The 23,016-nt window shown below is 51.8% G+C and carries 15 protein-coding genes and 1 pseudogene; 9 read left to right on the forward strand and 7 right to left on the reverse strand.

What is annotated here, in order from left to right:
- Complete coding sequence (locus tag N655_RS0113325; protein ID WP_155987600.1) at nucleotides 1-3,567, reverse strand: outer membrane beta-barrel protein; 3,567 nt, start codon at nucleotides 3,565-3,567, stop codon at nucleotides 1-3.
- Between the two features lie 297 nt (nucleotides 3,568-3,864).
- Here N655_RS0113325 and N655_RS0113335 point away from each other — a divergent pair, with 297 nt between their 5' ends.
- On the forward strand, nucleotides 3,865-4,932 hold the full coding sequence (locus N655_RS0113335; protein ID WP_044934692.1) for an alpha/beta hydrolase: 1,068 nt from the start codon (nucleotides 3,865-3,867) through the stop codon (nucleotides 4,930-4,932).
- Between the two features lie 95 nt (nucleotides 4,933-5,027).
- On the opposite strand, the gene N655_RS0113340 is transcribed toward N655_RS0113335, so the two are convergent.
- Nucleotides 5,028-5,387, reverse strand: coding sequence for a hypothetical protein (locus tag N655_RS0113340; protein WP_026443384.1), 360 nt, complete (start codon nucleotides 5,385-5,387; stop codon nucleotides 5,028-5,030).
- Here N655_RS0113340 and N655_RS20790 point away from each other — a divergent pair.
- The 7 genes and pseudogenes from N655_RS20790 to N655_RS21220 all read left to right on the forward strand — a co-directional run.
- Nucleotides 5,365-5,514, forward strand: a pseudogene (locus N655_RS20790) (transposase); the annotation flags it as partial. The gene N655_RS0113340 and the pseudogene N655_RS20790 sit on opposite strands and share 23 nt — an antisense overlap.
- A 198-nt stretch (nucleotides 5,515-5,712) precedes the next feature.
- Nucleotides 5,713-6,540 (forward strand): helix-turn-helix domain-containing protein, encoded by an 828-nt coding sequence (locus N655_RS21065; RefSeq protein ID WP_081823722.1) that lies wholly within the window; start codon nucleotides 5,713-5,715, stop codon nucleotides 6,538-6,540.
- A 147-nt stretch (nucleotides 6,541-6,687) separates the two neighbouring features.
- The gene (locus tag N655_RS19005) at nucleotides 6,688-8,220 is read left to right on the forward strand and encodes a phytoene desaturase family protein (protein WP_044934694.1); all 1,533 of its coding nucleotides are present in this window, start codon (nucleotides 6,688-6,690) and stop codon (nucleotides 8,218-8,220) included.
- Nucleotides 8,217-10,085: an aldehyde dehydrogenase family protein gene (locus tag N655_RS19985; protein WP_081823723.1), complete on the forward strand. Its 1,869-nt coding sequence runs from the start codon at nucleotides 8,217-8,219 to the stop codon at nucleotides 10,083-10,085. Before N655_RS19005 ends, N655_RS19985 begins: the two co-directional genes overlap by 4 nt.
- Entirely contained in the window at nucleotides 10,082-11,581 is a 1,500-nt protein-coding gene (locus N655_RS0113360; RefSeq protein WP_026443386.1) for a phytoene desaturase family protein, read from the forward strand. The genes N655_RS19985 and N655_RS0113360 overlap by 4 nt, the downstream gene beginning before the upstream one ends.
- On the forward strand, nucleotides 11,578-12,648 hold the full coding sequence (locus N655_RS0113365) for a glycosyltransferase family 2 protein (RefSeq protein WP_026443387.1): 1,071 nt from the start codon (nucleotides 11,578-11,580) through the stop codon (nucleotides 12,646-12,648). The genes N655_RS0113360 and N655_RS0113365 overlap by 4 nt, the downstream gene beginning before the upstream one ends.
- The gene (locus N655_RS21220; RefSeq protein ID WP_432757647.1) at nucleotides 12,645-13,145 is read left to right on the forward strand and encodes a glycosyl-4,4'-diaponeurosporenoate acyltransferase CrtO family protein; all 501 of its coding nucleotides are present in this window, start codon (nucleotides 12,645-12,647) and stop codon (nucleotides 13,143-13,145) included. The genes N655_RS0113365 and N655_RS21220 overlap by 4 nt, the downstream gene beginning before the upstream one ends.
- A gap of 426 nt (nucleotides 13,146-13,571) precedes the next feature.
- On the opposite strand, the gene N655_RS0113370 is transcribed toward N655_RS21220, so the two are convergent.
- Complete coding sequence (locus tag N655_RS0113370) at nucleotides 13,572-16,235, reverse strand: glycoside hydrolase family 9 protein (protein WP_026443388.1); 2,664 nt, start codon at nucleotides 16,233-16,235, stop codon at nucleotides 13,572-13,574.
- Nucleotides 16,236-16,273: 38 nt separating this feature from the next.
- Nucleotides 16,274-17,497: an alpha/beta hydrolase-fold protein gene (locus N655_RS0113375; RefSeq protein WP_026443389.1), complete on the reverse strand. Its 1,224-nt coding sequence runs from the start codon at nucleotides 17,495-17,497 to the stop codon at nucleotides 16,274-16,276.
- A gap of 362 nt (nucleotides 17,498-17,859) precedes the next feature.
- Here N655_RS0113375 and N655_RS21120 point away from each other — a divergent pair, with 362 nt between their 5' ends.
- Nucleotides 17,860-18,270, forward strand: coding sequence for a hypothetical protein (locus tag N655_RS21120; protein WP_155987601.1), 411 nt, complete (start codon nucleotides 17,860-17,862; stop codon nucleotides 18,268-18,270).
- Nucleotides 18,271-18,338: 68 nt separating this feature from the next.
- Here N655_RS21120 and N655_RS0113385 read toward each other — a convergent pair whose 3' ends face one another.
- The 3 genes from N655_RS0113385 to dprA form a co-directional block, all read right to left on the reverse strand.
- Nucleotides 18,339-18,740 (reverse strand): glyoxalase superfamily protein, encoded by a 402-nt coding sequence (locus N655_RS0113385; protein ID WP_044934696.1) that lies wholly within the window; start codon nucleotides 18,738-18,740, stop codon nucleotides 18,339-18,341.
- A 359-nt stretch (nucleotides 18,741-19,099) separates the two neighbouring features.
- Entirely contained in the window at nucleotides 19,100-21,691 is a 2,592-nt protein-coding gene (gene topA, locus N655_RS0113395) for a type I DNA topoisomerase (protein WP_026443392.1), read from the reverse strand.
- A gap of 144 nt (nucleotides 21,692-21,835) precedes the next feature.
- Nucleotides 21,836-22,999, reverse strand: a complete 1,164-nt coding sequence (gene dprA / locus N655_RS0113400; RefSeq protein ID WP_026443393.1) for a DNA-processing protein DprA — start codon at nucleotides 22,997-22,999, stop codon at nucleotides 21,836-21,838.
- Nucleotides 23,000-23,016 lie beyond the last annotated feature (17 nt).

Here is a 23,016-nt window from a genome sequence, read left to right on the forward strand (position 1 = left end):
CTACCAGATGATCTTGGCACCGAACTGGAAGACTCTCGGATCATAGGCTGAATTGATCTTGCCGAAGTCGGTACCATTCACTGAGCTGCTAATACCACCGCTGGCCCCTCCGCCAACAGTGTTTGCAGAAAACTGGGTGTGATTGAAGACGTTATAGCTTTCCGCACGCAATTCAATGTGCTGCTGTTCGCGCCACAATGGAAACTGCTTAAAGAGGGCCAGATTCCAGTTGTCGCGCCCTGGCCCGCGTAATGCGTTGTGACTCAAATTTCCGAAGGTCCCGATACTGGAAGTGCCCGGCAGAATCGCGGCCGAAAACGGCGTCGGGTCAAACCAAAGAACGGTGTTGTTGCCGCTGGACAGAGTGGCCTTTGACTTGGGATAAGTAATGCGCCCGTTCACATTAGGTCTGATGGAACAGTTTGGAACGACATTGCAGATGTTGTTCGACACATTGCCACCATTGTTCACTCCAAGGTTGAGAGGAGCGCCCGTCATCATGTTGACGATGCCGGACAGCTGCCATCCTCCAATCGTAGACTTCAAGAAGGAATTCGACGAATTGCGGAAGAAGGGCATGTCATAGATAAAATCAGCAAAGCCGACATGGGTGCGATCGAAAATGGACGGTCCCATGTCGTAGGTCCACCCTATATAGGGATTTGAAACTTGGTCCAGATCAAAGCCGTCGCCGCCAGTGCCCGTAGTGGCGTCCATGGCTTTGGAATAGGTATAGCCTAGTTGCAGTTGCAGCCCCATTCTGAAGTTGGAATTGAGCGATACCTGCAAAGAGTTATAGTTGGAGTTTGCCTCGTTTTGGTCCATCAGGATGGAATGATATCCGAGATAAGGAAGCGAGCTGTTATAGGTTGGCTTGGTGCTCGGACAGTTTACTCCCCCTACTAAGCAGGCAAGCGAACTGAAGGCAGGAAGGTTGATATTCGCAGCATCGCTCTGGAATCGGTTCACGTTTCCTACATAAGAAACATTTAGTACCGCCTGCGGCGCTAGCGCATGCTGGATGCCGAGACTGTACTGCATGCTCATGGGCAGACGGTATTTGTCGGAATTCAATGCCGTGATGGTGGGAACAACCACCGGAAGTTGCTGGGCATTGATCACGCTGCCGTTCGCAATGTTTAAGTGTGGGTCAGAGAGAGAGACATTGTTGAGCGTTACATTAGAACTAAAGGGCACGTTCGCACCGGACTGATACATATCGTTGCCTTGGATGCGCTCATACATAATGCCAAATCCGCCGCGGAATACCGTGTTGCCCGTACCGGTCGCATCATAGGCAAACCCAATGCGTGGGCCAAAGGCAAGCCAATGATTTTTTACAAGCCCACGGGGAACACCGGGTGTTACTCCACCAATTCCCATACCATTCAGATAAAACTCGTATCCCTGCAGAATGGGGTTGGGGCTGGTACCAAGCCCTGGGCTATTGAGCGCTATCTGATTATCGTTGCTTCCCGGATAAAAGATCGGCGTCTTTGACGGATCATACAGATTTGGGTAAAAGTTCGCATGTTGTTTGTTGGCTTCATAGGTATGCGGAATTCCGTCCCAGCGCAACCCGAGATTGAGCGTGAGCCGTGAGGTTGCGCGCCAGTCATCTTGGAAATACAACGCATAAGACATACTGTTCCAGTGCCGTGTGTCCTTCAGCGCAGCTTCACTATAGCTTTGTGTCAAACCAAGCAGGAAATCAGCAAAGTCATAACCTGTAAATGCGCCGTTGAAAGTGAAGCTTCCCTGGGGAGAAACTTGAAGAGGCTGGGCCTTGAGGAAATAAAGCCAGCTTCCTCCAACCTTGAACTGATGACCTCCCTGCGTCCATGAAAAATCATCAGAAATCCCGTAGGAATCGGCGGTGTTTTGCCATGGCTCCCAGTTGTTATTGTAGGTAGCACCGGTCTGGCTCCCAAGGCTGATGGTTGGGGTCACGCTGACCGGTCCGTTGAAGATGCGGTTTTGCTGGAATCCGGAAACGTTGCTCAGCCCCAGCGGCAGAATGTTAATCCTGTTTCCGCCATAAGTAAACCTCGCCTCATTCAGCATATGGCTGTTGATTGCGTATGTCGCACCCACAACAGCGCTGTAAGAAGGATTGCCAAAGGTATCACCCACCGTGGGCAGATTGGCGCTACTCCAGCGCGTTGGAATATCGGTCTGCGAAACCTGTTCTGCGATGTAATGGCCGAAAATCGAGAATTTCTGCGTAAAGGTATGGTCGATGCGGACAATTTCCTCGCGTACATTTGTTGGCGCATTCGCCGGTCCTACAAAGCGTGCTCCGGAGTTCGGCGCAGGAAAGATGCCAGCCTTCAACAATGCCTGTGCATTGGGATCGAGCAGACTAGCAGGAATCGTGTTGTTCGTGAAGTAATTTAGCGTTGCGCCTTTGGATGTATCGGTCGTTCCTCCCGGACCGCATTGACTAAGAGTTTGACCTGCAGCGGCAAACTTGTTGGCGACTTCCTGGGACACCTGGCAGTTGAACGGCGTATGCACGCTCGTCACAATACCCGAGTTGATGGCCTGCGCCAGATTGCCTCCATACGTGGAGGTAAATGGTACGCCTACGTTAAAGTTGTTGCCCTGGATCAGACTGCGCCATTCCATGTTGTAGAAGAAGAAGGTCTTCGGATTTCCTCCTCCATGCAGCGCAACCGGGCCTCCTACGTTGAATCCCCAGAGGTTGAACCGAAGCTTTGCCACCTCATTATGCGAGCCGTTGGCGTTGTACTGCGGATTGAAATAATTGCGCGCATCAAAAGCGTCATTGCGCCCGAACCACCATCCTGATAGATGAAAGTTTCGGGTGCCCGACTTAATCACTGTGCTGATCGTCGCAGCGGAGGAAAGTCCATACTGCGCACTGTAGTTCGAGGTAAGCTGTCGGAACTCTGCCAACGCATCTTCTGAAGGCATGACAATTGCACTGCCGCCGCCCCCGCGATCGTCAATCTCGCCGCCATCCAGCAAAAAAAGATTGTGGCTCGTGCGCATTCCATTAAAGCTAACGTTGGAATCGCCCCCCATCGGCGTAGGAACCTGAAAGTCTGACTGAAGACTCGATGATCCTGTCGTGAGGTTCATGAGCGAATACAGGCTGCGGCCATTCGATTCCAATTGCGTGATCTGCTTACCGGAAATGACATTACTCACTTCTCCAGAATCGGTTTGCAGTTTAATTCCGGCAGCAGATACAGTAATCGTTTCCTGAGTGGCACCAATTTGGAGGGCAAAATTTTCACGGGCGCGATCGCCTACGTTGAGGACGATGCCGTTTTTTGTTTCCGCCTTAAATCCCGGCGCTTCTACCTTTAAGTCATAAGTGCCAATCTGCAGGGCAGGAAGTACATATTGCCCTGTCTCATTCGAGGTGGCGTTGTGCATAATGCCTGTTGCAGTGTCCGTTGCCGTGATAACGGCATTGGGAATGGCCGATCCGGATGGGTCCGTGACCGTTCCCACAATGGTTGCTGTGGCCGACGTCTGTCCAGTTGCGCGGAAACCCACGGTCAGCAACAAACAGGCGATAAAAATCCTGTTCGTCATGCTTAGCACCCTAAGGATTCTGGCCTGCCTGGAAATGGGCTGCATCATAACGTTTTCCTCCTAAATCAAGGCTTCGCTAACTCGATTTACTAAATTGATTTAATCACCGCCATACACGATAATCACAGAACAGTACATCTGTCAATCTTTCGCTTTTGTCGGGTAGAAATACTGGAGGATGAACTTGAAAAACGAGCGCCAAAAGCGGTACCTGATAACATCGCGATCCGGCGTCCGGAGTACCCATCGCGATTTGTCGTGTATATGGCTTGAGGCCTTCATTAAAGGATGACTCTCATGAAAATGAAATTTCTGCTTGTCTGCGTCATGACCGCGGCCCAAGGGGCAAACCTTACGGCGCAGGTTGAAACAGAAGTGCCTCCTGTGATCCCCCATGCCAAACCCATTACCATGGAGCACATAAAAGTACATGGAACGTCACTGGAAGGTAACTTGGAGGGTGAAGCTGTGGACCGCGAAGTGTTGGTCTTTCTGCCCCCCAGTTACCAAAAAGATCGCCATCGGAGATATCCGGTGGTCTATGCGCTGCATGGTTATTCCATAGGAGCTGAGCAGTGGACGCGAGAAATTCACGTGCCGCAAACAATCGAAGGGGCCTTTGCGCAGGGCGCACAAGAGATGATCATCGTGCTTCCTGATTCGAAAACAGTCTATGGTGGATCGATGTACTCCAGCTCCGTCACCACGGGAGACTTTGAGGACTTCATCGCGCACGATCTGGTCTCCTACATAGACGCCCACTATCGCACGATTCCCAATCGCATGGCGCGTGGGTTGGTCGGCCACTCTATGGGTGGATATGGCGCAACCCGCATTGGCATGAAGCATCCCGATGTCTTTGGAAGTCTCTATATCATGAGTCCATGCTGCCTTTCTGCGCGGCTTGCTGGCCCTTCCAATCCTGAATTTGAAAAGCAAGTGGAATCTGTAAAAACACCTGCCGATACGGCCAACCTTCCCTTCTTGGTGCGCGCGCAGTTTGCCACCGCGGCCGCATGGTCTCCTGACCCGAAAAGACCTCCTCTGTATCTGGACCTGCCAGTGAAGGATGGTGTTGCTCAGCCTGATGTCCTGGCCAAGTGGGCCGCAAATGCGCCACTGGCCTTCGTGGACCAGTACATTGGCAATCTTCGCCGCTATCGCGCCATCGCTATGGACGTCGGTGACCAGGATGGCTTGCGCTTGGATGCAGGCAAGCTGCACGAAGTTCTTGATAACTATGGAATCGCAAACAGCTTTGAAATCTATCACGGCACTCATACCAGCGCTGTGGCAGACCGCTTTCAGAACCACGTGCTCCCGTTCTTCAGTCGGAACCTTTGCTTTGAGGAGAGGTGCCAATGATTTTCTCCTCGATCACTGCCACAAAACACCCGTCATGATATTTTTCAGAATGCCTGCTGCTGTGGCATCACCGAACTATAGGCTTAAGTACTCGGTTAAATATGTAGGCCGGGGATTTCGTCGCGTTCTGGTTTTCGCCGTCCATGAGCGAAGTACAGTAGGAGTAGGGGCAAAGTCGGCAAAAGCATTCGGCGCACATTGAGGCGCCGAATCACTTTTTCCGGGCACTGCTTCGCTTCTTTCGTGATCGCATCGGCAGCATTGCCGGCAATAACCCAGCTTGCCGATTCGGCCACCACAGCTTCATCCTCGAACCAGAGAAATCCGAAGTCGTCAATGCACTCGGGAAAATCCGGCTTGATGATGATGTATCCCGGAATCACGGCGCCCGGAATGTAGGAGTTATCGGCTCGGTTATTGCTGTAGGTCTCGGTGGCAAGTCGCGAAGCCGGCATCGCTGAGCAAACCCACTGCCGCTGGTGCAAGGATTATGGCAGTCTGAAGGTGAATCAGGCCAAGCGCCTGAATGAGCTTGAGGCGGAGAACGCGAAGCTGAAGTGTTTGCTGGCGACTCTTAGCCTAGTAATCTCGTGTTGAAAAACTTCCCCTGGGGAAATGGGTGGTCTACTCCGTTTTTGCAAGCGCAGAGATGCTAGTGACACACAGCAGTTTGCGCAAATCTATCCAGCCACTTGCGAGTCAGCTGCTTTTGGCAATCAGCCTGGCGTGCTGCTTGTTCCGCATATTACAGGTGGCTTGCCCACATCCAGCTTGTAATCTATGTTGTGTTGTCACCGTTTCTATGCGGTTAAAGCTACGGCGGACATCTGCTGCTCGCTGTACAGCTTCTTGTGCACGTTGACTCCTGGTCATTGCTGCAGAGGGGGCTTAATTGTTAAAGTACACCAGTTCGATTGCGCTATCTGCAATTGTTATTGCTCAATAGTAAAATTGCGTTGTCTCACGCCAACCGCTGGAGTGCCCTTGAGAAAAAGACGTACAGGTTCCGCTGGTACTGCTGATCCTACTGTCGTTGAGGAATCCATTCGGCCTTACGCGATCGCAGATAAACTGCGGACATTGCGGCTTCGCCGAAGTATGGGATTAAAGCAGCTAGCACAGCATACAGGCCTTTCACCTGCAATGCTTTCACGTCTGGAAAATGGAAGGCTTATGCCAACTCTGCCAACACTTGTGCGAATCGCCCTCGTATTTAATGTGGGACTCGATTACTTTTTCACCGATCCTCGCAAACGGCATATTGTTGCCATTACTCGTAGAAGCGAACGCAAACTCTTTCCCTCTGATCCGGAAGCACCGCTCGTTCCCTGGCATTTTGAAATATTGGATTTCCGCGCAAACGAACGTAAGCTGAACTGTTATCTTGGGCATTTCCATTACCTCCCCGAAGATAAGGTCCCCTCGCACGCACACCCCGGGATTGAATTCCTCTATCTGATAAAAGGGCATCTGGAGATTGGCATAGGAGTAGACAAGTTTCGCCTAGGGGCAGGAGACGCTATCTACTTCGATGCGATACAAAGGCACTCTTACCGGAGCGTAAAAAAGTCTGCATGTACAGCACTCGTGGTCACATCTAGGACTTAAGGAACACCCTATAGTCTGACAGCCATGGTCGGATCACTTTTCTTTCTGCGCAAACAAAAGCGGTCTGCTTTGCATCCCAAGCAACAAATCCTACTTTTCACTCTTTGAATCAGATCAATTTCCAGTAGGTACGCCTAGCTTATAAGTATGGCATCTACTTCAAAGCGGCGGGTTGTTATTGTCGGAGGCGGCCCTGGCGGTCTTGCGGCAGCCATGCTCTTGGCGCAGCGTGGTTTTAACGTTCAGCTTTTTGAAAAACAGACTGTGATCGGTGGCCGCAGCGCTGAGGTTCGCCTGGGACCATATCGCTTCGACCTCGGCCCCACATTTCTTATGATGAAGTTTCTCCTGGACGAGCTTTTTATAGAGGGCGGGCGCACATCACAGCAATATCTCGAGTTCAGGCGGCTGGATCCAATGTATGCGCTGAACTTTCCTGACAAAACACTTCTTGCTCGTTCTCACCCGGAAGCGATGAAGAAAGAGATTGAAAAGCATTTTCCGGGTGAAGGCCAACACTTTGACAACTTTTTGACGAAAGAGGGTCGACGCTTCGCGAAGTTATATCCTTGCCTTCAGAAGCCCTACGGTACATGGACTAGCCTTATCAGTCCCACTCTAATTGCTGCCACTCCATATATAGCTGCGGGCAGATCTCTCCATGATGTATTGGCAAACTATTTCACTTCAGAGCAATTGCGCTTGGCATTTACTTTTCAGTCAAAGTATCTGGGCATGTCTCCCTGGGAATGTCCCGGATTATTCACGATGATTCCGTACACGGAGCACGCTCATGGTGTCTATCACGTCATGGGTGGTCTTTGCCGCATAGCAGATGCTTTCGCCCGAGTAATTAGAGAAGAAGGCTCTGACATCTACACCGGGACACCTGTAAAGCGAATTCTGCTTGACGGACGGCGGGCCCGCGGCGTCGAACTGGAAGATGGCGAAAAAGTTGAAAGTGATTACGTTGTCATCAATGCTGATTTTGGTCATGCCATGAGCACACTTTTTGACGCATCACTGTTAGGCCGTTATAGCCCCCAAGCTCTGCGTCGCCGACGCTTTTCCTGCTCAACATTCATGATGTATCTGGGTCTGGATCGTTCTTATACAGCACCACATCACAGCATCATTTTTGCGAACAATTACAGACAGAACTTGGAAGCGATCGCACGAGGAAGAGAAGACTTTGAAGATATGTCCGTATATGTTCGGAACTCGGTTGTAACTGATCCTTCCGTAGCACCACCTGGTCACAGTGCTCTATACATTCTGGCCCCGGTAGCGAATAACACCAGCAATATTGATTGGTCCCGCCACAAACAGAAGTGTCGTTCAAGCATACTTCGAATCCTGCGTGAACGTACTTCATTCGGAGACATCGAGCGACACATTCAAACTGAACTGATCATTACACCGGAAGATTGGGAGAAGCAGTATTCAGTTTTTCTTGGCGCTACATTCAACATGGCGCACAGTTGGAGCCAGATGCTCTATTTTCGTCCTCACAATCGATTTCAATTATTCGAGAACTGTTATCTGGTCGGCGGCGGAACACATCCTGGTAGCGGGCTGCCAACTATCTTTGAATCTGCAAGGATTTCGTCCAATTTGATCTGTCGTGATAGTGGGGTCGCATACCCAAAGGCGACACACTTTCAAATGGCGCTTGTATGAAGACAACAACCGCACACACCATGACTATTGAGGCTCGCGCCAATCAGCCTGAATGGGCCGGATTACCGGTTCCAGTGCGCTGTAGTTATCTCACGAAGCTTCGGCATATTCTCGCAAAAGAATGCGACGTGATTTCTCATCTCATTGCTGAAGAATGTAACAAGCATCCCCTGGATGCACTTGCCGGAGATATATTTGTCACCCTTGAGTATTTGCGCTTTGTGGAACGCAACGCACCCCGAATTCTAAGACCACGTGCTCTATCAAAGCCACGGTTCTTTTTCTCCGGTACGCAGTTTGAACTACGTTATGAGCCTTATGGGGTCGTACTAATTTTTGCGCCATCCAACTATCCTCTCCAGCTTTCGCTCGTACCAGCTGTCACTGCTCTGGCGACAGGAAACGCGGTGATTTTAAAGCTGTCTGACCGGACTCCGCGGACATCAGCCTTGCTTTCACAGCTTTTTGTTAAGGTTGGACTGCCATCGGGACTTGTTCAGATATGTAGCGTAAAGCCAGAAGAAGCCTCCGCTTTCGTGGAGGGAAAACCCGATTTTATCTTCTTTACTGGAAGCAGCTGCAACGGCCGAACGGTGGCCCAACAAGCAGCCAAGCACTTAATTCCTGGGGTATTCGAATTAGGAGGAAAAGACGCAAGCATTGTTTTCGCTGACTGTGACATTCAGCGTGCAATAGAGGGCATAACATATGGGGCATTCACGAATACCGGCAGGCTTTGTGTAGCTGTAAAGCGGGTTTATGTGGAGGCTTCAATCTACGCGGATTTCCTTATCAGGATCCGAGACCGGATCAAAGATTTGCGTATTGGCTGTACTGGGAACGAGTGTGATTTTCTACCCATGCCTGAGATTGACAGAAAGCACCTTCGATTACAGGTCGAGGATGCGCTGAGTCGCGGTGCTCAACTTATTTGGCCGCAGGATCTCGTTGAGGCACTTGATCAACCAGTCGTCCTTGCAAATGTTTCTTCTGCATCGACCTTGCTTACCGAAGAGTCTTTTGGCCCTGTGCTGTGCGTTGGCTCCTTTACGAGTGAAGATGAGGCCATACAGCTAGCCAATTCTAATCCGTTTGCTTTAAGCAGCAGTATCTGGACCAAAGATCGCGCTCGGGCTGATAGAGTCGCTACTCAAATGAGTGCAGGAAGCTGCATGATCAATGATGTTGTGCGGGCCATAGCGAATCCGTACATGCCTTTTGGTGGTAACGGCCTGAGCGGATACGGGCGATATCGCGGTCCTGAAGGGCTTCTTACTTTTTCGCGTTGCAAAAGCATCATGAAAACATACACCCACCGCACACGTGAAAGGAATTGGTTTCCATACCGCGCACACACTATGCGTCAACTTTCATTTCTCATGCGAATACGCCATGACATCGCTGGTTTTCTTCGTAACACTTCACAGATGTTTGTAGCGTGTCTGCTTATGATAGTTTTGCATCCATTCCTAACGGCACAAGAGTTTTCAAAGACACAGTTGACCGTTATTGCTCAACTCACATCTGAAGCACAAGGGAATCTTGGATATCTCGTATTTGCGTCACACAACGGATTTCCTGACGATCGGAACCGGGCAGTCCAGCACGGTTTCTATTCAATTCCGCGAGGAACTACACAAATGAATTTTACCCTGGCTCTGTCTCCAGGCACCTACGCGATCGCCTTGTATGAAGATTTGAACGGGAATCATAGGCTCGATCGCAACTGGATTGGAATACCCAAAGAGCCAGTTGGTGTTTCGAAGAATCCTTCTACTCATTTTGGTCCTCCCAAATTTGACGATTGTTCATTTCTCGTCACGAAACAGCGAATGACCATAGTGATTCGATTGGTGCGTCCATGAAAAAAGAGATCATTGTCATCGGCGCTGGGCTGGGTGGAGTATCAGCAGCCATTATGCTTGCGCAGAGAGGTTATCAGGTTACTGTCTTTGAAAAAAACGGTCATGTTGGCGGAAAACTTAACCTGCTTAAAACCCAAGGATTTAGTTTTGATCTCGGCCCTTCCATTTTTACTTTGCCCCAGATGTTTCGGCCACTTTTTGATCATGGCAATCGACGTATGGAAGATTATCTAGACCTAAAACGCGTTGATCCTCAATGGCGCAATTTTTTTGAAGATGGCACTGTACTCAACTTGTGGGAAAAACCTGAAAGGATGCAATCTGAGCTAAGTCGCTTTGGACCACACACATGGGAGGAGTACTGTGAGTTTCTGAAATATTCTCGTCAGCAATATCGCATTCTTGAGCGAGGCTATTTTCGGAAGGGGTTGGATAATTTCTGGCAATTCCTTCAATTTTACGGTCTGCGGGATGCAAGAGATCTGGATTATTCCAGGACCATGTCGGGGAGTATTTATCAAAGACTGAGTAACGCATATCTGCGGGACATATTCGAATACTTTATTAAATATGTTGGTTCGAGTGCGCTGGATTCACCAGGGTTCATGAATTTGATGCCCAACATACAACTTGAATTTGGACTGTGGTATATCTCGGGTGGTCTTTATCAGCTGGCGCATGCCCTGAACTGCCGGATGAAGGAATTGGGAGTCACTGTATGTCTGGAGCACACAGTGGAACAGATCCAGACGAAAAAGAGTGTCGCAGTTGGAATTCAATATCGCGATCCATCTGGTGACTTACATACGCTGACCGCAGATTATGTCATCTCCAATATGGAAGTCATACCTGCAATGAGGCGACTTCTTAAAGTTCCATCTCATGTGATGAAACGGCTACAGCGCTTTGAACCTGCCTGTTCTGGAATCGTACTGCATCTTGGACTTGATCGCATTTACCCACAATTGGCGCACCATAATTTTTTCTTCTCTCGGGATCAACATGCACATTTTCATCGTGTATTCAGGAAAAAACAGTTACCGGATGACCCAACAATTTATCTTGTGGCCCCTACCCGCACAGATCCATCACAGGCGCCGGCAGGATGTGACAATTTGAAAATTCTGCCACATATTCCTCATCTTGATGAGCGCCGGCCATATTCGAGTTCAGATTATGCAGCGCTCAAAAACATATGCCTGGACAAGCTCGAACGTATGGGGTTGAAGGATTTACGCAAACACATCATCGTAGAAGACTTCTGGACTCCGTTGGATATCGAGCGTCGCTACTTATCGAATTGCGGATCCATATATGGAGTTGTATGTGACCGACGAAAAAACTTCGCCTTTAAAGCCCCTCGCAAAAGTTCTAGATACAAAAATCTCTACTTTGTTGGTGGAAGCGTAAATCCGGGGGGTGGAATGCCCATGGTTGTTTTAAGTGGACAGCATGTAGCAGATGCAATCGCAAAAGAAGATGGGTTGGCGTCATGATCTGGACGGCAATTAGCGCAGCAGGCATTCTTGCCGGAGCCCTGCTGCTTCGTCATGTCCCAAAATGCGGCCCTGTCGCTCACTGTGATTTTCCAGAATTTTCCATCATTATTCCAGCACGCAATGAAGCCACAAATCTGCCAATCCTGCTGGGTTCCATTGCCCAATCAAGACTGCAGCCTGTGGAGACTCTCGTAATTGATGATGCTTCAACAGACAATACTGCCGCCATCGCAAAAAGCTTTGGGGCGCGAGTCCTACCTTCCAACGCTCTGCCGCATGGGTGGACGGGCAAGACATGGGCCTGTTACCAAGGTGCAAAACAATCGAAAACTGATCTGCTCTTGTTTCTTGATGCCGATGTCTCATTTCTTCCCGGTGGTCTTGAACGAGTCATTACAACATGGAGTTTGCAGTTTAATCCAAAGACAGTCCTTTCAATCCTGCCTTACCACAATGTGTCGGCTGTTTACGAGCAATTATCGATCATTTTCAATCTACTCATGGCGGCGGGAGCCGGAAGTTTCGGAGTATTTTCTTCTCCGAGACTATTTGGCCAATCCCTTCTGATTCCAAAACAACTGTACTTTGAGGTTGGCGGGCATCAATCTGTCAAAGGTTTTGTTCTTGAAAATCTTCGGCTTGCCCATTTGCTTCACCGCAGGCAGGCAAACATTGTGCCTCTTGTCGGTCAAGGAACGATTCAAATGAGGATGTTTTCTAAAGGTTTTCAACAGATGACAAGAAGTTGGTCGAAAGCTTTTCTTCAAGGGGCCAAAGATTCAAGCAAGCTAGTTGTTTTTTTGTCGGTCTATTGGATTTCAGCATTATGGTTCTGCCCGCTTCTTGTGATAGGCCACTCAAGCCAAGAGCTCATGTCACTGGTTGTTGTTTACTTGGTTTTGGCATTGCAACTATACCTGGTTGCCCGGCAACTGGGTAAATATCATTTGTTGACTTGTCTTCTCTATCCCATACCTCTGGCTTATTACTGCATCGTGTTCGGGATGTCCATGATTAATCAGGCAACTGGTCGAAAAACACTTTGGAAAGGGCGTCAAGTATGAAGCTGATTGGCTATACCGCAAACATTCTAGGGTGGCCAATACTCCAGTTAACCATCGGATTCGCAGTGACACATTTCCCAGACCGGTTATTTGCTCGGGATTGTTGGCTCACTGCTAGTCGCGCCTGGGAAGACAACGGTGAATTCTACGCAGGCCGCTTAGCAATCCGTCGGTGGAAACATCTACTTCCTGACGGGTCTTCATGGTTTGGGGGATTTCCAAAGCGAAAGCTTATCTCGCATCATACGGGATATTTAGCCAGATTTGTGACTGAAACCCGGCGCTCAGAGATCGCACACTGGTGTATGTTATGTTGTTTCCCGCTCTTCTTTCCCTGGAATCCCACTTGGGCATGCCTCGTGATGGGGACCTACGGCCTTGCCGCTAATCTTCCTTGCATTATCGTACAGCGGTATAACCGGTTAGTTTTATTACGCATTCTTACCATGCGCTTTGAGAAGAAGAAAATTGCACGACATTGCGGAGTACATAGATGAAGGTATCGAGTCAAAAACGACGTTACCTTATCCATATAATGAGTACCTATGATGAGCGAACCGGCACCCGCAGCTACATTGTACGGACGCGACGTTGGTCAACGCGACCAACTCAGATAGTCAGAGCTGCGGAACGACAGTTTGCAGACGAATGTGAGCTTATCAAAGTCCTGAATCCCCTTCTGCCGCAGGGATCTGATGTACGAGATGTTTTGAACGATGTGGAAGGACCCGAAGGATTTATTTATCTTCTTCATCTAAACCATACCCAGGCAGCGAGTCTTGGATGCATTTGAAAGAATATAGAACCCGTCTGAACGTCCTCTGTATCTGGACCTGCCAGTGAAAGATGGTATTGCTCAGCCTGATGTCCTGGCCAAGTGGGCCGCAATGCGCCACTGGCCTTTGTGGACCAGTACATTGGCACTACTTCGCTTCTTTCGTGATCGCATCGGCAGCATTGCCGGCAATAACCCAGCTTGCCGATTCGGCCACCACAGCTTCATCCTCGAACCAGAGAAATCCGAAGTCGTCAATGCACTCGGGAAAATCCGGCTTGATGATGATGTATCCCGGAATCACGGCGCCCGGAATGTAGGAGTTATCGGCTCGGTTATTGCTGTAGGTCTTGATCTTTGAGACCGTGCCCACACCGGCTACGTACGAAGTGCTGGACACCGGATGTGTACCAAGAATGTAGTTAATAGCTCGAAGTGTGTATTCAGGGCCCACAAGGTCGGGAAATGCCTTGTGCAGAAAGTACATCCGGATAGCCATGTTTACCACGGCACCTGAGCCGCCCCATGTGCCCAGACTGGGAGGCACTCCGAACGGTGTGGCATCCAGCTGCTTATCCAGACTCGCCATATAGTTCTTCACTGCTTCCCGCATTTGTTCTTTTGCGCTGGTGTCCAGATAAGGCAACGCACGGACCGCGGTCCAGCCATACATGTCCATCTGCTGTGGCATGATCATCTGAGGAAAGAGCTCCCTCACGCGGGACTTATAGGGCTCAGCGCCATGGGTGGTTATAGTTAATTCCAGGGCCGCCGCCCAATCAAGTCCAACATTGACTCCGGGAGGGCCGAAACCGGCGGGAGGTGTTGCCGGTGCGCTTGTCATGCCGGAAGTTGTCGAAGCGCCCGAGCTCCTCTGTCCTGGATGAGACACCGCGCCCTGAGACGCCGCAAGAACTCCACTCCCGGTAAGACGCGCCGGGTACTGCGTAGGGTGGGCCTTCTCCTCGTTCCACGCTTTGATCGCGGTATCGAGGCAGTCTTTAGCGAGTGCGTCGTCCCAGCCTTTCAGCACGTCGGCGGCTGCGGCCAGAGCCGCAATAGCATTCCATTGGAAAAATGGATTGTTCGTCGTGAAAATCCAGCGGTCGTCCGGCTTTCCGGAGAAGTCGCCTTTGACTTCATTTGGCCCGAGCTTTGGATCATAGATGCGGTTATCGGTCTTCGATGCTCCGTCGCCAATCTGCGTATACTGGCGCAGATCTGGTTCGTGAGTGCCGCGAATGGCGTGGCCGATATTGTGGAACTGCGCCAGAATATACAGCGCACCGTGCTTGACTTGTTCAACCGTATCGGGGACACCGTCCGGGCGGTGCATCTCAACTTCTCGCGCAGCTTCGTTCACCGTCAGTTCGTCATATTTGAGATGGAATTCACGATAGGCCAGCGCTAAGGACTGAATCACGCTGAGCTGCGCAGGTTCCTCCAAATCAAAGTCGCCTGCATCGTACCAGCCGCCTACGTTCATTCCTGGGATGTGGTCGCCGCCCTTATACTTCCCGTCCGTTGCCTTGTCTTGATACCATCCGTCGAATTGTTCGCCGACCACTGGCGCCATGCGCCCATCGTCCAGATGCGAAGCGCCGTGCCACATATGGTAACCCTCGCGCACCGAGACGTGGTCCATCTGCTCGGCGAGGTGATGGTCCAGGCTGTCCTGCCAGATGTTCGCATAAACATCCTTCGCAATTGGAAAGGGTGCCGTACGCTGGTCTGCATATTCGATGACATACAGACCCGGCTCCCGGACCGAGGTGAAATCAAATTTTGAGTAAACATAGCGCAACCAAGGCATTGCGGGCGTAATCGGCCCCTCAAAAACCTGCTTGTAAGATCCGTTTTCCGTCAGGCGCAGAACTTTGGCTGTCTTTGGACCCTTGTACTTCGGATCGAGCTCAAGCACCGCAACTTTGGAAAAATCTGGTGCATAACCAACCTGGCTGTGCGCAATCATCGGCGGCCTTGTCCAGTTCGGAATCACGTCCGGTCGGACATGCCAGACGATGGCCCCTGCGGTCTTGCCAGAAGGAATCAACGAGCGCAAAACAAACCAACCGTTCTGCGCCCTGTCACGACCGTCAAACAACATAAGGTCGGTGGTGTCTGACGTAACCTTGACTCGGGCCAGCGCGTCGTCAACTCCCAGGGTAATGCTCGTGCCTTCAGCAAAGGGCAGCGGCTGCATATATCCTTTTGCTCTGTCCCAGTCCTCCAGATAGTATGCCTTTTTCGGCTCGTCGGGCAGCGGCAAAACCTTGACCATGGGATCATTCGGTGTGCGAGGGAAGATGCCGGCCTTGGTTCCGTCCACCAGGTAGGCTTTTCCCATATAGATCGAAGGCAGGAACTCCAGGTTAAAACCTGCTCTTCCAACCAACTTCTGCGGCAGCGGCTTGTCCAGATTCACACTGACCCTCACACCACCTGGCTCCGCCGCGACTTCCAATGTATAGCTGAAATCAAAGCTCGGAAACGCGAGATCTGCCGTAAGGCGGTTATTGGCCTTATCGGCATGTCTTCTTTTAAGGGTCGCTACCAGGTCCCACTGCTCGGGGGTCGGCACCAGTCGCACATCGCCATTGGTGGCGATGCGCTGGTCGTGAAGGATCATCTCTAAGGCCGCATTCTTCTGGTCTACGAAAACTGGGTGATATGTACTGTCGTACAGAAATACGCTGAAGCCCTGAGCGTCCAGGTAATTCTTGTCGTTCACCCTCATGGTGAAATCAGCACCGAACAGGCCAGGGCCAGAGATCAGGATAAAAAGAAGACAAAACTTGATCGTGTTAAGCATGGATGGAAATCCCGTTTCCGATTGCTAGAGAGAGGCTTTTACTTTCCATGGCCCACGGATGATGGTTGCCCGACTGGCTGAAACAGCCGCGGAGCGAACTCTCTCAGATCCCGGCGCCATGTCTGCCACTCGTGGCTGGTACCGGATGATTCATAAAACACATGCTGGATCCCAGCTTTCTCAAGAGATGCGTGTAGGTCCTCGATCCCTTCTTTCATGCGCGTCGGTTCATCAGTACCCACGCCGATCCAAAGCAGATGCACGCGCTTTGCGAACGCATATGGATCTGCCATTGCGCCGTGAAACGCAGTGTTTAGGTCTAGGCTGTTGTTTCCTCTTGCAAACACATTCATCGCGCCGCTAAAGCCGCCGATGTATGAGAACAGATCAAGATGGTTGAACGTAACCTGAAACGTTTGCATGCCGCCCATCGAAAGGCCCGCCATGGCCCGATGGTCCCGATCAGCTATGGTGCGAAATGTCTTGTCAATAAAGGGTATTAACACTTGTGTCATGTCATCTTCAAACGCACCCATCCGCTCCTGCATCACCTCTAGAAACCCTGGAGAGCCGAACGGTTTTCCACTCAGGTCAGGAACCACATAACCAGCGCGACTGGCATAGCCGTTCGCCATTACCACGATCATCGGTTTCGTGCTTCCGCTGGCAATTAGATTATCGAGGATAAAGTTTGCTTTGCCCTGGCGGATCCACCCTGTTTCATCTTCACCCCCGCCGTGTTGCAAATAGAGCACTGGATAGCGCGTCTTTGATGCGTCATAACCCGGGTGCAGATAGACAAGCGCATGGCGCCAACTACCTGTCACACTGGAGTGATACCAAATTTCGCGCACTTGTCCATGAGGAACATTCTGCGGCAGGTAATAATCCGCTCCTGCCTCAGGCACTTCGACAGCGCTCGCCCACTTACCTCCGCCAAAGTAGGCCGTGCTGCCCGGATCGCTGACCTCGGCCCCATCCACATTGATGGTGTAGTAATGGAGCCCCGGGGCCATGGGAGGAGTCGTTGCGGTCCAAGACCCATCCGCCTGCTTGACCATGTCCATCTTTGGGCCGCTCCAGAAATTAAGTTTTACCGTGCTTGCATTTGGTGCCATGATGCGAACTAGGACACGTGAATTGCTGTCAACTTTTGGATACTGTGCATCGAGAACATTGGAACTTGCGGGTTTGAAGTCACTCGAATCCTGCGCAAAGCAGAAGCTCAGTGCGAATACCACTCCGATTGCAATCGATCTCACCCAGTAACTCCCCAATTAAAGTGAATTTGCTGGCTACCTTCTTCGAGCAAAACGAATACTAAACCAAGGAAATATTTACAGTAAAGCGATTTATCTAAGAAATTATCGCGTGCTGAGTGATGGACTTCGGATCCACAAGTGCTGTTCTGTGGCAACGTACTCATACAGAAGGAGAAGCACAGGAGAAGAAGCGTTCTCTGGGCAGTTCCCATGGGATGAGAACTATAGACTCTAAATAAATGTAAATAAACGCAATAACGTTTTTAATATTTACCTATAGCTGTGGCCTGTTAAGCGCCTGATTGATCGGTAACGGTTCTCGTCGCCTAGTCATGGTTGCTCACCGTCCCATCTGTTGTCCGGTGAGCGAGCAATCCAACCTGATCCCAACCCAGAACTCCGGCGCCGGACAGCGCGCCGAACAGGCCGGGAATGGCATCCTAAAACCTCCCGGTCATCATGCGAATTCCGGCAAAAATCAGGCCACCGAGGCGGATGACTTCTCCGGCATACATGGCGAACGTCTTAAACGTGTCGATCAGGGTGGTTGCCCCGGAGAAATCCATCATTCTCTGAGCATGGGCGACGGCACTGCTGGCACCCGCGAACAGGAGTGCAGTCAGAGTCGGCTTCATTGTGTGTGCGGCGCGGAGAAGGCTTTCTTTGGTGAGGAGTCTTCTCAAGCTTCGGGCAGGCTGAATTGGCTGCCGGGAGGCAGCTTTTATGGCTTCCTTTCGAACAAGTCAGAGGCATGCAATAGCCAAAAATGCTAATTTGGCTGCCCGGCCGCGTGATAGAATCGCTGCTGCTTCAGCAGTGTACGACCCGGCGCTTCCTGCGTTCACGAAGCAGATGACTTTGCTTCCGTTTCGATTCGTTCACAGAAGCTGAGCATGTTTCCAAAAGGATCTATCGCCACAGTCTCGAGCGTGCCCCATTCGGTGGTGTCCAAGCCTGGACGCATGTAGCGATACCCTTTCTCGCTGATCTCGCAATGAAACTCGCGAACGCCGCGCATCATCACTCGAAGCCGTGCGCCAGGCGAGCCATCACCATGATGTTCGCTCAGATGCAGGACAAGCCCGTTCCGAGAAATCTGCCGGTACAGCGGAGCGTTCTCGTCGTAGCGGTGGTCCCAGTCGACGGCGAAGCCCAGGAAACCGAGGTAGAATTCGTCGGCTTTCTGAACGTCAAAAATGCGCAGGATTGGTACGACCTGCTGAAATTGGATGGCCTCCACCATCTTTCCTCACCGCCTCATTACACGCAAATGCGTATGTGAAATGGATGATGCACCTTGCATTGCAGCCGAACCGCAGATAGATAATACGCATACTCTTACTAACTCGCAACCCCTTGAGCCAGCCGGACTGCGTGCTCTGATCATCAAGGCTGCAGGCACACTTCGGGTCGGGTGGCACATGAAGATCACGAATTCAGTAACCTGCGACTTCTGTCACGGCAGAGGTCGCGGGTTCGAGCCCCGTCGTCCAAGCGGCCATCTTTCACAGCTTCTCTTTCTCTATTTCAACAAAGAGCTGCGCCGTTTCCTGGCATAACGGGAGAACAAGCTGTCCGTGTCACCATCCTGCGCGCCCCAGATCAGGCCGGTTGCTCGACCAGAGGAGCATGGGTTTCGGCCTTGGGACGGTCTGCTTCCGGAGCATCTGCGATTCGCTTTGAATAGTTGCAGGCCACCGTTGGTTCTTCCTCCCCTTTCCGTCTACGTTTCCTGGTGCCTTCTTCCTCGTCAGATGCAGCCTTGCGGTTGGGGCAGACAAGGTAGATGCCCGACTTTAAGGTCTTCTCCAGCAGATAGGAGGAACCGCATTCCGGGCACTTCTGGTCCACGGGTTTATAGTTTGCTGTGAAGTCGCACTTCGGGTAGTTCTCGCATCCATAAAAGATGTTCCCGCGACGCGCCTTTTTCTCGACGATCTCGCCTTCATGGCACTTCGGGCATTTCACGCCGATGGTGTTCTGTTTGATGTATTTGCATTTCGGGTAGCCAGAGCAAGAGATGAACTCGCCGTACTGGCCCATGCGTTTCACCAACTGCTTGCCACACTTTGGGCAGCTTTCATCGATCGGTTCTGGTGGCTTCTGTTGCTGCTTTTGGTTCAAGCGGCGAACGGTCTTGCACGGTGGGTCCTCGTTATAGCCGGGGCAGGCCATGAATGGCCCCCAGGGGCCGTTGCGCAGGACCATGACACGGCCACAGTTTTCGCAATATTCCTCTTCTTGCTCTTCCTGGCCCTCGGTCTGAAGATGAGGCTTGGCTTCGAAGTTCTCCCGGGTGTAGTCGCAGCTGCCCTTCTTTTTCTTGTCGTAGGAACTGCAAGCATAAAAAGAGCCAAATTTGCCCCATTTCAGCACCAGCGGAGAGCCACACTGAGGACACTTCTCATCTGTCGGCTTCTCCATCCGCTTGATGTTCTCCATGTGCTTACTGGCGTCTTTCAGCTCTCCCTCAAAGTGGCCATAGAAGCCTTTAAGGAGGTCGGTCCACTTTTCCCGACCGTCTTCGATGTCATCCAGTTCTTCTTCAAGTTTTGCCGTATATTGGGTGTCGAAGATATAGGGGAAATTTTTTACCAGCAGGTCGTTGACCACGGTACCAATTTCCGTGGGGACAAAACGGCCGGACCGGCCGCCAATCTTCTGCACGTACTCACGGTCCTGGATCGTGTTGATGATGGAGGCATAAGTGGAGGGACGGCCAATGCCGCGTTCTTCGAGCTCCTTGACCAGCGACGCTTCGTTATAGCGCGGAGGCGGTTCGGTGAAATGCTGCTCGGGCTTCAGTCCGCGGAGTGAGAGGGACTGGCCTTCACGGAGTGCAGGAAGCTTGTTGGCGAGTGCTTCATCTTCCTCATCCTTTGTGTCCCTGGCCTCTTCGTAGACCTTGAGGTAGCCGTCAAAGCGGAGCACCGATCCGGTAACACGGAAGTCATAGCTGCGGTCAGCGCGGGCGACGATGTCCACTGTGGTCTGATCAAAGACGGCCGGAGTCATCTGCGAGGCCACAAAGCGCCGCCAGATGAGCTTATACAGTTTGTACTGTTCTTCACTCAGATACTTGCGGATCTCGTCCGGGTGCAGGTCCACATTGGTCGGACGAATGGCCTCGTGTGCATCCTGTGCGTCCTTTTTGGACTTAAACGTATTTGCAGATGCTGGCAGATAAGCATCGCCAAGGTTGGACTTGATCCAGTTGCGCACGGCGGTGATGGCTTCAGGTGCGACACGGGTAGAGTCCGTACGCATGTAAGTAATCAGACCGACGGTCTCATTGCCGATGTCGACGCCTTCATAGAGGCGTTGTGCTACGCCCATCGTGCGCTTTACGTTGAAGCCCAACTGGCGGGCCGCATCCTGCTGGAGCTTGCTGGTGGTGAAGGGCGCGGCAGAATTGCGCCTGCGCTCTTTGCGCTCCACGGAGCGGACCGACCATGAGGCACCTTTCAATTGCGCGATGACCTCATCAGTCAGCTGCTGATTGGGGAGCGCAGGTGCGTCCACTGTTTCCACGCGGGCGCGCTGGCCGTCGATACCGACAAAGCGTGCGGTGAAAGGGGCCGATTTGTGTGCTTCCAGCTCGGCGTCAATCGTCCAGTATTCCACTGGTTTGAAAGCTTTGATCTCACGCTCGCGCTCGACGATGAGGCGGACGGCCACTGTCTGCACGCGGCCAGCAGAAAGGCCGCGGCGGACCTTGTCCCACAGCAGGGGAGAAACCTGATAGCCTACCAGCCGGTCCAGGACGCGGCGCGTGGTCTGCGCGTCCACCAGATGGGAATCAATTTTGCGCGCGTGCTGAAAGGCATCGCGCACGGCCTTGGGTGTGATCTCGTTGAAGGTGACGCGATGGATGGCGTTCTTTTTGACGACCTTGCTCAGTTCTTCCGCCAGGTGCGCGGCAATGGCCTCGCCTTCGCGGTCGGGGTCAGGCGCAAGGTAGACCGCTTCTGATTTAGCGGCCAGCTTTTTCAGGCGGTCCACGACCTTTTCCTTGCCGGGGATAATGACCAGTTCCGGCTCAAAGGTGCGGTGTTTTAATTCAACGCCAATTTCGTTTTTGGGCAAATCCTTGATGTGACCGAGGGATGCCTCGACCGTGTAGTCTTTGCCCAGATATTTGTTGATCGTCTTGGCTTTTGCGGGAGACTCGACGATCACAAGTGATTTACTCATCGTTTTCCTTTAAGGGCCGGTACCTACAGACCCAATGCTTCTGGAAGCTATCACGGTTGGCCGCACAGAATCCAGAGCCAGACATCTTAGAGACGCAAAACATTCGTGAACGATGCATGACAAATGCTCATACTCACGCGGGAATCAAAAACTTTTGACGTAATTTTTGCCCGGAAGTTGTTTGATGCGTCCTGCGAGCTCCAATTCAAAAAGCGCGGTAAACACTTCTGACGAACTCAGCTCTGGCTCCAGCTTCTCCATGATCTCGTCCAGTTGCAATGCTTCGTCATGCCGAAGCACACTCATCAGACGGGACTCAGCGGGCGGCAAGGGAGCTTCCTGAAATAACGATGCACCAGGTTGCGGTTTTGATGCAAGCTCCCAGGTGGATTCGATTTCCAGACGAACCTGTGTAGGCAGCTCTTCCCAGACGTCCTCCCAGGTGGCGACAAGTTTAGCTCCCTGTTTTATCAACGTGTTAGGGCCCCAGGCGTTTCTGGTGGTCACGTTGCCGGGAACGGCAAAGACGTCACGGTCCTGTTCAAGAGCACAACGGGCGGTCACACGTGTTCCGCTATGCTCGCCCGCTTCGACGACCAGTACGCCGATACTCATTCCGCTAAGGATGCGATTGCGCTTTGGAAAGTTTTGCGGAGCAGGAAAGGTTCCCATGGGAAACTCAGAGACGATGGCTCCGCCGGTGGCGATGATCTGCTCAGCGAGAGACTTGTTTTCCTTGGGATAAATGATGTCAAGGCCCGTTCCCCAGACGGCTATGGTTTTACCGTTGGCGGCCAGGGCGCCTTTGTGGGCGGCAGTGTCTACACCGCGCGCCATTCCGCTAAGAATGACCATTCCACGAGCGGCCAGGTCCCGGGAAAGCATTTCGGCCATGCCAGTCCCGTAGGGGGTGGGATGACGAGTGCCAACGACGGCAATGGCAGGTTTAGAAAGCAGGGATGTGTCGCCACGGACCCAGAGCAGAGCCGGCGGGTCAAAGATCTGTTGTAAGCGCGGCGGGTATTCCGGGTCCTGGCAGGTGAGAAATGTGATGCCGGCCTTTTGCATGGCTTCCCACTCCTGACTGGCCGCGCGGAATGCCTCTCCATCTGCGATGAACTGCACGGACTGGGCAGGGAAGTTGAGCGCTTCCAGTCCGGTAAGAGGTAGGCGAAGGACTTCTTCAGCAGATTGAGTCTGACGGACAGCAGCGCGGATACGACGGGGGCCAAGACCCGGAGTCAGTGCAAGGGCGAGCCAGGCGAGGCGTTCTCCCGCGACGGCTTCATAGGAAGCAGCAGTGGTCATCTCTATTTTGCTCTCTT

Source organism: Pseudacidobacterium ailaaui (genome assembly GCF_000688455.1).
GTDB lineage: Bacteria > Acidobacteriota > Terriglobia > Terriglobales > Acidobacteriaceae > Pseudacidobacterium > Pseudacidobacterium ailaaui.

What these genes read in the sequence shown, in the direction of transcription:
- N655_RS21065 (WP_081823722.1), top strand. Translation starts at nt 5,713, where the DNA reads ATGTTGTGTTGTCACCGTTTCTATGCGGTTAAAGCTACGGCGGACATC.
- N655_RS0113365 (WP_026443387.1), top strand. Translation starts at nt 11,578, where the DNA reads ATGATCTGGACGGCAATTAGCGCAGCAGGCATTCTTGCCGGAGCCCTG.
- dprA (WP_026443393.1), bottom strand. Translation starts at nt 22,999, where the DNA reads ATGACCACTGCTGCTTCCTATGAAGCCGTCGCGGGAGAACGCCTCGCC.
- N655_RS0113370 (WP_026443388.1), bottom strand. Translation starts at nt 16,235, where the DNA reads ATGCTTAACACGATCAAGTTTTGTCTTCTTTTTATCCTGATCTCTGGC.
- N655_RS0113325 (WP_155987600.1), bottom strand. Translation starts at nt 3,567, where the DNA reads ATGACGAACAGGATTTTTATCGCCTGTTTGTTGCTGACCGTGGGTTTC.
- N655_RS0113335 (WP_044934692.1), top strand. Translation starts at nt 3,865, where the DNA reads ATGAAAATGAAATTTCTGCTTGTCTGCGTCATGACCGCGGCCCAAGGG.
- N655_RS19005 (WP_044934694.1), top strand. Translation starts at nt 6,688, where the DNA reads ATGGCATCTACTTCAAAGCGGCGGGTTGTTATTGTCGGAGGCGGCCCT.
- N655_RS21220 (WP_432757647.1), top strand. Translation starts at nt 12,645, where the DNA reads ATGAAGCTGATTGGCTATACCGCAAACATTCTAGGGTGGCCAATACTC.
- topA (WP_026443392.1), bottom strand. Translation starts at nt 21,691, where the DNA reads ATGAGTAAATCACTTGTGATCGTCGAGTCTCCCGCAAAAGCCAAGACG.
- N655_RS19985 (WP_081823723.1), top strand. Translation starts at nt 8,217, where the DNA reads ATGAAGACAACAACCGCACACACCATGACTATTGAGGCTCGCGCCAAT.
- N655_RS0113385 (WP_044934696.1), bottom strand. Translation starts at nt 18,740, where the DNA reads ATGGTGGAGGCCATCCAATTTCAGCAGGTCGTACCAATCCTGCGCATT.
- N655_RS0113360 (WP_026443386.1), top strand. Translation starts at nt 10,082, where the DNA reads ATGAAAAAAGAGATCATTGTCATCGGCGCTGGGCTGGGTGGAGTATCA.
- N655_RS0113340 (WP_026443384.1), bottom strand. Translation starts at nt 5,387, where the DNA reads ATGCCGGCTTCGCGACTTGCCACCGAGACCTACAGCAATAACCGAGCC.